Below are 12699 nucleotides of genomic sequence, written 5' to 3' on the forward strand. Positions count from 1 at the left end.
ATGAAACGCTCGGGCTTCTTCCTTATCATTTTTTTATGCGCTTTGCTGCAGACGAAGGCTCAACACAGTTCACCGAAGTTCTCTAATCTGTCCAGAAACATTTCCATCAGAATTGTCAACCAGCCTTTAGGAGAAGTACTTAACCGGATCAGTCACGCCGGAAGCTTCGTTTTTTCTTACAGCGGAAATGCCATTAAAAAGGACAGTGTCGTTTCCGTTGCGGTTCAGAACAAGACGGTGAGGCATGTGTTGGATGAACTTTTTAAAGGCAATGTTGAATACAAGGAGAGCTCGAACTACATTATTCTAAAAAGCATTTCGGGGCGATTGGACCTCAAGACGGAGAATATCGCGAGCCAGAAAAACTTCTATGAGATAGAGGGTTATGTATTGGACCAAAAAACGGGTCAGGGAGTAAAGGACGCGAGTGTGTACGAAAAGCAACTCCTCAAATCGACGCTCACGGACAATAACGGTTATTTCAAACTTCGATTCAAGGGCAACCATGAAAGTGTGGTGCTCACCGTCAGTAAAGACAATTTCAGGGACACTACCATTCGCTTTCTTTCTTCCATTACCATTCGTCCGGAAGGTTTTGAGTCTAAAGCAGGGGAGAACGGGGTTCTCAGTATTGTAGAACGTTATGGTATTAGTCGCTTTCTGCTCAGCTCCCGGCAGCGGATCCAAAGTTTAAACATCCCTGGCTTCCTGGCTAACAGCCCCTTTCAGGCTTCTTTTCTACCAGGTCTAAGTTCCCACGGGATGCTTAGCTCGCAGGTAGTAAATAAAGGTTCGCTGAATGTCCTGGGCGGATATACAGCTGGAGTGGATGGAGTTGAACTAGCAGGACTGTTTAACATCAACAAGCAGGACGTGAAGAAAGTGCAGGCGGCGGGATTATTTAACCTGGTGGGTGGATCTGTGGAAGGCGTTCAAAGTGCTGGTTTGGTAAATATGGTTTTAGATAGCCTAGACGGGGTGCAACTTGCGGGTCTGATCAATAGTGTGAACCGGAAGTCGGAAGGAGTACAGGCAGCGGGACTAATTAATCGTGTTGGCAAGGACTTTAAGGGCGGTCAATTTGCAGGCCTAATCAACATCGGTCAACAGAAACTTGACGGCGTTCAGGCGGCTGGACTATTAAACTTTAGCGGCAAATCACTGAAAGGCGTACAAGCGGCGGGACTGGGGAACGTCACCGGAAAAACCATGGATGGCGTCCAGGTAGCAGGGCTATTCAATGTTGCGAAGAAGATGCATGGGACCCAAGTTGGGCTCATCAATATTGCAGACACTTCGTCTGGCTATAGTATCGGACTTCTTAACCTCGTACGGAAGGGCTATCATAAGATATCTATCTCTGCCAACGAAGCTATCAATACCAATCTTTCCATCAAAACAGGTAACGCGAAGTTGTATACGATTCTCTCAGCAGGCGCGAACATTGCAGACTCGGCGAAAGCCTATACCGCCGGTCTGGGTTTGGGGCACGACTTTCTATTTAATAACCGACTTTCGCTGGCTTCAGAACTGGCATCGCAGCTGGTTTACCTGGGGGACCTTGAAAATGTGGGCAGCTGGAATAAATTGCAACTTCAGTTGCAGTGGAAAGTGATAAAAGGATTAACAATTTTTGCAGGTCCTTCCTACAGTATTTACCATCAACAAAAACAATCCCCCACGGAATCAGGATTCAAACGCACCATTACACCAACTAACGCCCGTCAACTTTTTGAAAACACCTATGGTTGGCTGGGCTATAATTTAGGAATTACTTTCATGTAGCGCCTGAAGAACAGCTCAGAGAAGCTGCATGACTAGCTAAGCGAGCACTTATTCAGCCGATTTTGGTAACGATAATAATTCCCGTAGACCAGTTCATCTTTGTAAGTTGAACATCCGTCCTGGCCTCTAAAAGCGCTATCAAGGAATCTACATTGCCCTGATGATTTTCCGGCCAATTAGGTTGTGGCAACATGTCGTCAATGATGTAAAGCCCGCCCGGTACTAACAATTCCAGCGCTAGATCCAGATTACTATACTTGCCAGGCCAGGCATCCGCAAAAATCAGATCAAACTTATCCCCCTGATATTGCTGAAGCCACTGGTTGCCATCGGTACAGAGAATAGTGACCCGGCTATTATCTTTAAAGAAACTTCTGGCTATCGCTAGATATTCTTCGCTATTGTCGATAGAGATGATCGAAGATTTAGCGTCCATGGCCCCAACGATCCAGGAGAGGGACAAACCAGTGCCGGTGCCCAATTCAAGGAAGCGACCAGCCGGTTTTGAAGCTACGAGTGTCCGAAGAAGACTGCCTGTCTGCAAATCAGAAGGCATGGAGAAGTTGATTTTCTGCGATTCTCGCTGAATACTGGCATAATCAGCAGGAGTACAAATGATTGAATCTGTCATAAGGTTTAACGGGTGTTTTTACTTTTCTATCACCCATGCATCAAATATAAGCCATTGAAAGAATTTATTAACCTTCTTAAAACCAACCGACTTAAGCAAGCCCGTCAACTCTTCTTCACTGATGTAAAACAGCTCGTTTTCAATATGATGCAGGCCCTTCTCCAAAGTATCATCTTCGATATTCAGCAGTTGATATCCTTTATAAAGCTCAAAGTTTTCATTGAATGCCTTTTTACTTCCTGTGATATCTGCCAGGATAAACGTGCCTCCCGGCTCCAGCAGATCAAACACCTTCTGAAAAATGGCCTTCTTTACATTGGTATCAAAAAAGTGGGTTACGAGAATACAGGTTGCAGCGTCAAAGTTCCCATCAACTTCATGCACTGTTCCCTCCACGATCTTAACATTGCTTAATTCTTTAGTCTTTTCCCTAGCGAGCTGATTCATAATGGCTGAAGGATCAACACCGACCAACTCCCATGTGGGCTTAATGCTTGCCAATGAGTATAATTCGTTTCCTGTACCTGATCCAACCACCAATACGCGGTGTGATTGATCCTTACTAAGCCGTGATTTCAATATTGGAAAAAGCAGCTCGGCAAGATTGTCGTAATTGGGGAACCATTTTCGGATGGAAGTATCATAGTGAGTAGCTCGCTCTCCGTCAAACATTTCTATCGTTTTCATAAACTAGTTGGTTGTTCCATACCGGGACCTATGTTTCTCGTAACCACTCTCCCAAACTCTGCTCTTCGTCCGGTTATTAGTGGTAACTGTTCGGCCAACATCTTGTTTTGCCAGCCTGCTATGCTTATCGGATATTACATTACTTTGTAACTTATAAAATACTGGCGAGGATAAAATCCTACAATACCTGGAGAACTTGGTATAAAAAACCTTCTCATCACCGTTCTATTTTTGTAATAAGCTAACCAACCTGCAGCTAGACTAAAAAAACTATTTTACTTTTTCTCAGCATTTGCGAGCAGGGAATTGGCCAATTTATTAGTTAAACATGCATAAGATAAGCACATTACTTCTTGCAATGCTCATCTCGATCCAGGTCTTTTCTCAGGATTTGAGTTTATATGATATTAAATGTGAGAATAAGGTAAATCCGCTGGGGGTGGAGATGCTCAGCCCGAGACTAAGCTGGAAGATAAAATCCGCGAACAGAGGAGTAAAACAAGTTGCTTACAGAGTATTAGTGTCGGACGACCTGTCAAACCTAAAGCAGAATAAGGGAAATGTGTGGGATTCTAAAAAAGTAACATCCTCGGCTTCTATACAAGTACCCTACAGTGGCAATCGCCTCCAACCTGCAAAAAAGTATTTCTGGAAGGTGATGATCTGGGATAACAACAACAAGAGTTCCGCATGGAGTGATCCTGCATCCTTCAGCATGGGGCTGCTCTCGCCAGCTGACTGGAAGGGAGCCAAATGGATCGCTTATGAAAAACTTCCTGATTCTCTTATCACCCCGCTTCCTACAGATAAAAAAGTCGATAAAATAACTACCAACAATGTTTTACCGCTGTTGCGGAAGGACTTTTCGGTTAAAAAGAAGCTAAAACGAGCAACTGCCTTTGTTGCCGGACCAGGACATTTTGAACTTAGCATCAATGGAAAAAAAGTGGGTGACCACTTTTTGGATGCGGGATGGACGAAGTACGATAAGGAAGCACTTTATGTAAGCTTCGACCTGACAGATAAAATAAAACAGGGTCAAAACACAGTAGGGGTTATGCTCGGCAATGGCTTCTACTACGTTCCGCCGGTGAAAGGGCGCTTCCGGAAATTGAAGGCCGCCTTCGGTTATCCAAAGATGATTACGAGAATTGTATTGGAGTACTCCGATGGTTCTTCAGAAAATGTGATCAGTGATCAGAGCTGGAAGACAGCTCCAGGTCCCATCGTTTTTTCGAGCATCTACGGTGGTGAAGACTATAATGCAAATTTGGAGCAAAACGGTTGGAACAAGCCGGGATTCAAAGCGACCAATTGGAGAAATGTATTGCTGGTGGATGGCCCACCGAAGCTGCTTTCTCAGATGGCAGAACCTCTTAAGGTTTTCGAACAATTTACTCCCGTTAGCACTAATACATTGCCCAACGGTGATTTAGTGTTTGACCTTGGACAAAATGCTTCTGGAATTATCGAGTTGCAAGTAAAGGGAAATAAAGGAGATACCGTGCGAATCGCTCCAGCCGAATTGCTGAAAGCGGACGGATCGGTGAACCAGCGACCAACCGGAAGTCCTTTCTATTTCACCTATATTCTTAAGGGAGAGGGGCTCGAAACCTGGCGGCCACGTTTCACTTACTATGGCTTCCGCTACCTACAAGTTGCCCGGTCTTCTGCGTCTAAAACAAAAAATAACGGTCTCCCGCAACTCGTAGGCATCAAAGGACTGCATACACGAAATGCAGCGCCACGGGTAGGTGAGTTTGTATCATCTAACGAGCTGTTTAATAAAACTGATAAATTAATTGATTGGGCCATCAAGAGCAATATGGCCAGTGTATTTACAGATTGTCCGCACCGAGAGAAACTCGGCTGGTTAGAAGAAGTTCACCTCATGGGCTCTTCGATGCGCTACAACTACGACATTTCCAACCTTGGAAGAAAGAACATTCAGGACATGAAGACAACGCAACTTGAGAACGGTCTTGTGCCTGAAACTGCTCCCGAGTATGTGAAGTTTGAGTGGGGAGGGGACATGTTCCGCGATTCACCTGAATGGGGAAGCAATAGCGTTATTATGCCCTGGTATATGTATCAGTGGTACGGAGATCGTCAGATTCTGGAGTCAAGTTACCCAATGATGCAGAAGTATCTTTCCTATCTGCAAACTAAAGCGAACAAGCACATCCTATCGCAAGGTTTGGGCGACTGGTACGATCTGGGACCGAAACCGCCGGGTGTATCGCAGCTTACGCCGATGGGCGTTACTGGCACTGCCATTTATTACTATGATTTAAATATCATGGATAGCATTGCGCAGATGCTTGGAAAACCTGCGGATGCAGAACGCTACCGAAAACTGGCAACTGAAGTAAAGGCATCCTTTAATCAACATTTCTTCAATAAGGAAACAAAGCAGTATGCCACGGGCAGTCAAACCGCCAATGCAATGGCCTTGTATATGGATTTGGTTGAGCCACAGTACCGCGATGCAGTACTTGCTAACCTGATAAAAGATATTCGGGACAGAGGCAATGCACTTACTGCTGGCGATATTGGATTTCGCTACCTGTTGAGAGTGCTTGAAAATGCCGGTCGTTCTGATGTTATTTTCGACATGAACAGTCGTACCGATGTTCCTGGCTACGGATACCAGTTAGCGAAAGGAGCAACTTCACTTACAGAATCCTGGGCTGCACTTCCTACAGTCTCAAATAATCACTTGATGCTGGGGCATCTGATGGAATGGTTTTACAGTGGTTTAGGTGGAATCCGGGCTACAGATGGCGCTATTGCGTTCAATAAGATAGACATAAAGCCGGAACCAGTAGGTGACGTAAATTTTGCGAAAGCGAGCTACGATTCTCCTTACGGCACAATCCGGAGCGATTGGAAAAAAACTGCTACCGATTTTCAGATAACCGTAGAGGTTCCTGCTAATACTACCGCTACTATCCATATTCCGGCTAACGCGACAGACCTGATCAAAGTGGATGACCAGCCGCTTTCAAATCAGAAAAACGTGCAATTTGCTGGATTTAAAGATGGTCGGGCAATCGTGAAGGTAGGTTCCGGGACTTACCAGTTCAACGCATCAAAAAAATAACAAACACATGAAACTTAGATATTTAACACTCTTCTTTCTTCTGGCTTCAGCTTCGCCAAGTCTTGCCCAGAACAGTAATGCTACAGTCCCACAAGAAAAAATGCAGGAACTGTATAATGAGATAAAAACTCCTTACAAATACGGGCTGGTAAAAGTTCCGGAGGATAATTCAAAAAAACTTGATTGTCCCAGCGTTTTCAGAAAGGGAAATAAATGGTACATGACCTACGTAGTGTTCGACGGTCGGGGGTATGAAACCTGGCTTGCAAAAAGTAAAGACCTGCTGAACTGGGAAACCTTGGGCAAGGTGATGAGCTTTGGAGCAGATACGAGCAAGTGGGACGCCCATCAGCGTGCAGGTTATATTGCCCTGCAAGATCATAAGTGGGGTGGAAGCTACAAGCTAAAAAAACATAAGGGAAAGTACTGGATGTCCTATTTCGGTGGAGACACCAAAGGCTACGAACAGGGCGATCTGAAGATCGGAATGGCTTTTACTGAAAAAGACCCATCGAAGCCGCATGAATGGCAGCGCATGCCTAATCCCATTTTCACGTCAAAAGATGCTGACGTCAGATGGTGGGAAAACCGAAAGCTATTTAAGAGTAGTGTTGTTTGGGATAAAGAAAAAACGACAGGGCATCCTTTTGTGATGTATTATAACGCCAACGGAGATTCGGCAAAGAACAACATCAAAACACGTTGGTTCGAGCGGATCGGTATGGCTGTTTCTGATGACATGGTGAACTGGAAGCGATTCAACACGGAGCCAGTAGTACATCATCCGGTTGGAATTACTGGTGACGCAGTTCTGCAGAAAATTAATGATACTTGGGTGATGTTTTACTTCGGTGCTTTCTGGCAAGATCGTAAAGGTGCTTTCAATCGCTTTGCAGCATCGAAGGATATGGTCAACTGGACCGACTGGAACGGTGATAATCTCATTGAATCTTCTGAGAATTACGACGAATTGTATGCGCATAAGTCGTTTGTAGTAAAGCATAAAGGAGTAGTGTATCATTACTATTGCGGGGTGAATAAGGCTGAACAGCGAGGTATTGCTGTAGCTACCTCCAAAGACCTTGGCAAAAGCAAACTAAACTTTGTAGCGGCTCCAAAAAAGTAGGCCTAACAAATACATATAAGATTTTAAAATTGGTTCTAGTAAATTGTTTAATGATTGGTAAGTCAGGTTCTGCGTCTTACGGTGCGGTAAGCGCAGAGCAACCTGGCTTCTCGACAGAAAATCACTACCTAAATCAGCCTTAGTGTACTAACTATGCTATCGAAAATCAAAGTATCTGTTGGAAAGGACCTATCCTTTATATCGGTGATAGTGCTGGATGCAAAAGGTAACTTGGTGCCAAATGCAAACCATCTGGTGAGCTTTGAGATAGCGGGTGAAGGAGCTATTGTGGGAGTAGATAATCGCTATCAGTCGAGCCACGAACCGTTTAAGGCTAACTACCGGAAAGCATTTAACGGCAAATGTCTGGCAATTGTTCAGTCGACTAAGAAATCTGGAAAAATAAAACTGGAAGCGACTTCGCAGGGATTAAGGCCTGCTAGTATCACTATAAAAAGTAAGTAATATGAAAATGTCTTCTGCTTTTGCTAACAACTTTTTTGAGAATATTCAGGTAGATATGTATTCTGCTACTCCCAAGTATCTACAACTTGCGTATTCAATTCTAAGTGCTATCGAAGCAGGGAAGATCCAAAAGAACATCCTCCTACCTTCGTTAAACGAATTGTCATGCAATCTCGAAATATCCAGAGAGACAGCAGATAAGGGCTACAAATACTTGCAGCACATGGGCATTTTGCAAGCTATTCCCGGCAAGGGTCATTATGTGGCGACTACAGAAATTAAGCAGGAAGTAAAAATTTGTCTTCTAATCAATAAGATCAGTGACGAAAAGAAGGTATTTTACGACGCCTTTGTTTCCAGTCTGGGGATGCAAGTGCCCATCGACTTCTATGTGTACAATAACGACTATGTGCTGTTTAAAAAACTATTGAGCGGTAAAGCCGACTATTCGCACTATGTCATTATCCCTCATTTCTATGATCATGTGGCCGAGGCAGAGTCGCTGATTAACACTATCCCAAAAGAAAAACTGATTTTGCTCGACAAGAATATCTCTTCCATAAAAGGAAAACATGGCTGCATTTACGAGAACTTCAGAAAGGACATTTACGGTGCTTTAGAAAAAGCTTTGGTTCCACTCGGGAAATACGAGACGCTGAAACTGGTTTTTCCTGAGAAAAGTTATTTCCCGGAGGAGATCATTCACGGCTTCAATTCCTTTTGTCAGCAATATGCTTTCGAGCGAAAAGTAATATGTGATGTAGAAAATGAAGAAATAAACAGGAGAGAAGCTTATATTACCTTAACGGAGCCAGATATGATCACATTGATTGAGAAGGTAGGCGAACAGGGTTTTAAACTAGGGGAGGAGGTAGGACTGATCTCCTACAATGAAACTCCTTTGAAAAAATTCATTCTCGACGGAATCACAACCATTTCTACAGACTATAGACAAATGGGAGTTCTGGCAGCCAAAATGATTTCAGAAGATTACCGGGAGAAGGTAGAACTTAACTTTTCAATTAACCTTCGACCTTCACTTTAAACAAAGCAATGAGCACGATTTATAATAAACTGTTACCGATATTTTTCCTGGCCCTCTTTTTTTCTGAGACACAAGCAGTTGAAATTTGGGTGTCTCCGAAAGGATCTAATCAAAATCCAGGAACAAAGGATAAGCCGCTGGCGGATGTTGGAATGGCGATCCGTAAGGCTCGTGATCTGCGCCGTCTTGCTGATCCCTCTGTCGCAAATGGTGTATTCATCATCCTTCGCGGCGGAACTTACACCCTTGAAGAACCTATTTTCATTCGTCCCGAAGATTCTGGTACAGCAGCCAGTCCTACTGTAATACAATCGGCACCAGGCGAAATACCGGTGTTAAGTGGAGGAACGTCAGTAAAAGGCTGGAAGAAGGCAGCAGCGGCTGTTCCAGGCTTACCGGCCAAAGCGCAGGGACAGGTATGGGTGGCCGATGCACCAATGGTGGGAGGAGATATTCTTGATTTCCGTCAACTTTGGGTGAACGATGAAAAAGCCACTCGGGCTCGTCATATAAACGCGGATAGCATGAGCCGCATCCTCTCCTGGAATCACAAGGAAGAAACGACGTGGATCCCTAAACCAGCCGTCGATATATCTAAAGTGCAGGGAATGGAAATGTTCATCCACCAGTGGTGGGCAATTGCAAATCTGAGGGTAAAGTCGGCAGAAGTACGAGGAGATAGTGTAAAACTTTCTTTCTACCAACCTGAAAGCCGCGTGCAGTCCGAGCATCCCTGGCCAGCTCCCTGGATCTCCAAAAAAACTGGTAATTCAGCTTATATTTTGTCAAACGCCATTCAGTTCCTGGACGAACCCGGAGAGTGGTACCTGGACAAAAGAAACTACAAGCTATATTACTGGCCAAGGAAAAATGAGAACCTGGCAAAAGCAGACGTAGTAGTGCCTGTACTGGAAACCTTGGTAGAGATGGAAGGAACGATTGACTACCCTGTTTCTTTTGTTAGCTTTAAAGGAATCCGCTTTGAACACAGCAGCTGGTTGCGCCCTTCGAAATTTGGTCACGTTCCGCTTCAAGCGGGGATGTATCTGCTGGATGCCTACAAGCTCAAAGTCCCCGGAACACCGGACAAGAAAGGCCTGGAGAATCAGGGCTGGATAGGCCGTCCTGCTGCTGCCGTGGAAGCTACTTTTACGAACAATACGTCATTCGAAAATTGCCGCTTCGAGCACCTCGCCTCTACTGGTCTGGACTATAAGCGTGGCAACCATCATGATAAAATTGTAGGAAATTTATTTAAAGACATCGGGGGTACTGGAATTCATGTAGGCGTCTATTCTGACGAAGCTTTCGAGACTCATCGTCCATACAATCCGAGTAACGAGCGCGAAATCAGTTCAAACACCCTGATCGCTAATAATTTGGTGACGGATGTAACTAATGAAGATTGGGGATGCATTGGCATTAGCGCCGGTTTCGTCAAGGGGATTAACATCGAGCATAATGAAGTGAACGAGGTGGCATATACAGGGATTTCTGTAGGTTGGGGATGGACAAAAACCATCAATGGGATGAGTAACAACCGGATCGTTGCCAATAAAATCCACCATTACGGCAAGCACATGTACGACGTTGCAGCCATCTACACGCTATCGGCTCAGCCGGGATCTGTGATCACCGAGAACTATGTCGACAGCATTTACAAAGCTCCTTACGTTCATGATCCAAACCATTGGTTTTATTTGTACACTGACGAAGGATCGTCATACTTCACCGTGAAAGATAACTGGACCCCCGCCGAGAAGTTCTTGCAGAATGCAAACGGACCCGGAAATACCTGGACCAACAACGGGCCAATGGTAGCGGATTCGATTAAGAATGCTGCCGGATTACAAAAAGAATATCAGTATCTTTTGAAGGAAAAAGTAGGGAATAAATCGAACAGAGCGATCAATAAATATACTCCGGATAATGCATCGAATAGCAAATAGTCTCTCTTATAAAACGTTTTTATCAACTATCGGGAAACTGATAGTTTTTTCTGTTTTAACAATCAACCTCGCTGCCTGCAAAGGCCTGGTGAACAGCGATACTAAATCTGCAGAGCAACGGGCAGATTCAGCAGCCGCCCAAAAGCCCTTGGTCATGGAGGTTATCGCGAAAAGCGGAAGTCTTGATACCGCGTTGCTTTTCAAGGCCATCCGCGAAAGTTCGATTCCGGAAACTGCTGTGTACAATTGGAATAATCGCTACGTAATCTTCGGGAAGATCGCTGATACGGAATTCACTAAAAGTCTGATTCTGGCTAAACAGCCCGATCTGGACGTGAAGGTGTACCGGGATAAGTTCTATGAATTCAGCAGGGAGAAACATTGCCAGCCTAATGGTTTGGCTAGCGAATGGGATCACACCATTTTGACAGCTAATTTGGTGCAGGATTCCGTTTTACAGCAGGAGTACCTCGACTACCACGCTACGCAGTTTGAGAAATGGCCTGAATTATCGAAAGGATTCTGCAATGCCAATTTCCAACAGCTCCTGATATTTAGAAACGGCAGGCAGCTGATGCTGGTAATCAGTATCCCGAAAGGAGAAAGCCTGGATAAGCTGAATCCGAAAACAACGGAAAATAACCCTCGCGTGGATGAATGGAATAAGCTGATGGCAAAATATCAGGAGGGGATAGAGGGAACGAAGCCCGGCGAAACCTGGGTATTTTTAAAACCGGTAAAATAGACCAACAAACATCATAACTACATCTTTTGTGCAGCCTTCGACTTGAGGGACCAGCAAAAGGTGATACAACAACCAACATGCTACGACTAGGAATATTAGGACTTGGAGAGGGCAGAAGCACCATCTCCGCTGCTTTAAAAAGTGAAAAATGGGTATTGAAGACTATCTGCGACATGAACGAGGAGATGTGCAGACAGCGCGCAAAAGAATTCGATTTCCACAATTATACCACCAATTATCAGGACATGCTGGATGATAAGGAGATCGACGTAATTGCAATCTATACCCCTGATCATCTTCATGCTGACCATGTTAAACAGGCGTTACTACACGACAAACACGTGGTATGTACAAAGCCTTTCATTGATGACCTATCCAGAGCAAATGAACTCTTGGAAATCAGTGCTAAGACTGGTAAAAAGGTTTTTGTGGGACAAAGTTCTCGTTTTTTTGAGCCAATGAAACGTCAGCGAAAGGATTTTGAGCAGGGCTTGATAGGTGAGCTGATTACGATTGAGGGCCACTACCATGCAGATCATCGCTGGTTCCTGGAAAAGGGCTGGTCTTTGAAGCAAGCTTTCAAGTGGTTATTTGGTGGCTTGAGTCATCCAACCGACTTCATCCGTTGGTACCTGCCTGAAGTTGAAGAAGTGATGGGTTATGGCATGCTGAGTGCCAATGGTGCAAAGGCAGGGCTAAAAAACCACGATACTATGCACTTTATCTTCAAGGCGAAAGATGGAAGAATTGCCCGTGTGAGCGGTGCCTACACCGGCCCAACCCAGCCTACAAAACGCGACAGTGGCATGAGTTGCATCTTAAGGGGAACAGAGGGTGCTAGTCAGGCCGATTACCACGAATTGCGTTACGCTATTACCGACAACACCGGGGAGGAGCGCATTATTCATTGGGGCGACGCTACCCTGAAACACTATTTCCGCTTCGAGGGACAAAGTCACCATGCCGGCGAATACCAGAACTACCTGGAATACTTTGCAGATAGCATCAACGAGAACTTCACTGCCTGTCCAGATATCAAAGAAGGAATTGGCACTATTGCTTTGCTTCAGGCCATGGATAAGTCGCTGGAAACGGGCTTGCCGGTAAAAGTTGCGGATATATTGAAAGCATTCAACATCTCACCTGAATCTATAAGCCAGTAA

General features: G+C 44.8%; 10 protein-coding genes. 8 read left to right on the top strand and 2 right to left on the bottom strand.

The genetic code is table 11. From position 1 onward, the window contains the following. A complete protein-coding gene (locus J4N23_RS01525; protein ID WP_207425242.1) occupies window positions 1–1785 on the top strand; it encodes an STN and carboxypeptidase regulatory-like domain-containing protein in 1785 nt (594 codons plus the stop codon). A gap of 52 nt (window positions 1786–1837) precedes the next feature. Here the strand turns inward: J4N23_RS01525 and J4N23_RS01530 are convergent, their stop codons facing one another. Next, entirely contained in the window at window positions 1838–2416 is a 579-nt protein-coding gene (locus J4N23_RS01530; protein ID WP_207425243.1) for an O-methyltransferase, read from the bottom strand. A gap of 18 nt (window positions 2417–2434) precedes the next feature. Then, complete coding sequence (locus tag J4N23_RS01535) at window positions 2435–3103, bottom strand: class I SAM-dependent methyltransferase (RefSeq protein ID WP_207425244.1); 669 nt, start codon at window positions 3101–3103, stop codon at window positions 2435–2437. Between the two features lie 328 nt (window positions 3104–3431). Here J4N23_RS01535 and J4N23_RS01540 point away from each other — a divergent pair, with 328 nt between their 5' ends. From J4N23_RS01540 to J4N23_RS01570, 7 genes are all read left to right on the top strand, one after another. Then, window positions 3432–6206 carry an alpha-L-rhamnosidase gene (locus J4N23_RS01540; RefSeq protein ID WP_207425245.1) on the top strand — a complete coding sequence of 925 codons (2775 nt, stop codon included), beginning with the start codon at window positions 3432–3434 and terminating at the stop codon, window positions 6204–6206. Between the two features lie 7 nt (window positions 6207–6213). After that, window positions 6214–7332 (top strand): glycosylase, encoded by a 1119-nt coding sequence (locus J4N23_RS01545; protein WP_207425246.1) that lies wholly within the window; start codon window positions 6214–6216, stop codon window positions 7330–7332. Window positions 7333–7485: 153 nt separating this feature from the next. Next, window positions 7486–7797, top strand: coding sequence for a hypothetical protein (locus J4N23_RS01550; RefSeq protein ID WP_207425247.1), 312 nt, complete (start codon window positions 7486–7488; stop codon window positions 7795–7797). Window position 7798: 1 nt separating this feature from the next. Beyond that, on the top strand, window positions 7799–8842 hold the full coding sequence (locus J4N23_RS01555) for a transcriptional regulator (RefSeq protein ID WP_370527227.1): 1044 nt from the start codon (window positions 7799–7801) through the stop codon (window positions 8840–8842). Between the two features lie 8 nt (window positions 8843–8850). Then, window positions 8851–10791 carry a right-handed parallel beta-helix repeat-containing protein gene (locus tag J4N23_RS01560; RefSeq protein WP_207425248.1) on the top strand — a complete coding sequence of 647 codons (1941 nt, stop codon included), beginning with the start codon at window positions 8851–8853 and terminating at the stop codon, window positions 10789–10791. Then, a complete protein-coding gene (locus tag J4N23_RS01565; protein WP_207425249.1) occupies window positions 10772–11536 on the top strand; it encodes an L-rhamnose mutarotase in 765 nt (254 codons plus the stop codon). Before J4N23_RS01560 ends, J4N23_RS01565 begins: the two co-directional genes overlap by 20 nt. A gap of 77 nt (window positions 11537–11613) precedes the next feature. Beyond that, complete coding sequence (locus tag J4N23_RS01570) at window positions 11614–12699, top strand: Gfo/Idh/MocA family protein (protein ID WP_207425250.1); 1086 nt, start codon at window positions 11614–11616, stop codon at window positions 12697–12699.

The sequence above is a fragment of the Pedobacter sp. SYSU D00535 genome, from assembly GCF_017355855.1.
GTDB lineage: Bacteria > Bacteroidota > Bacteroidia > Sphingobacteriales > Sphingobacteriaceae > Desertivirga.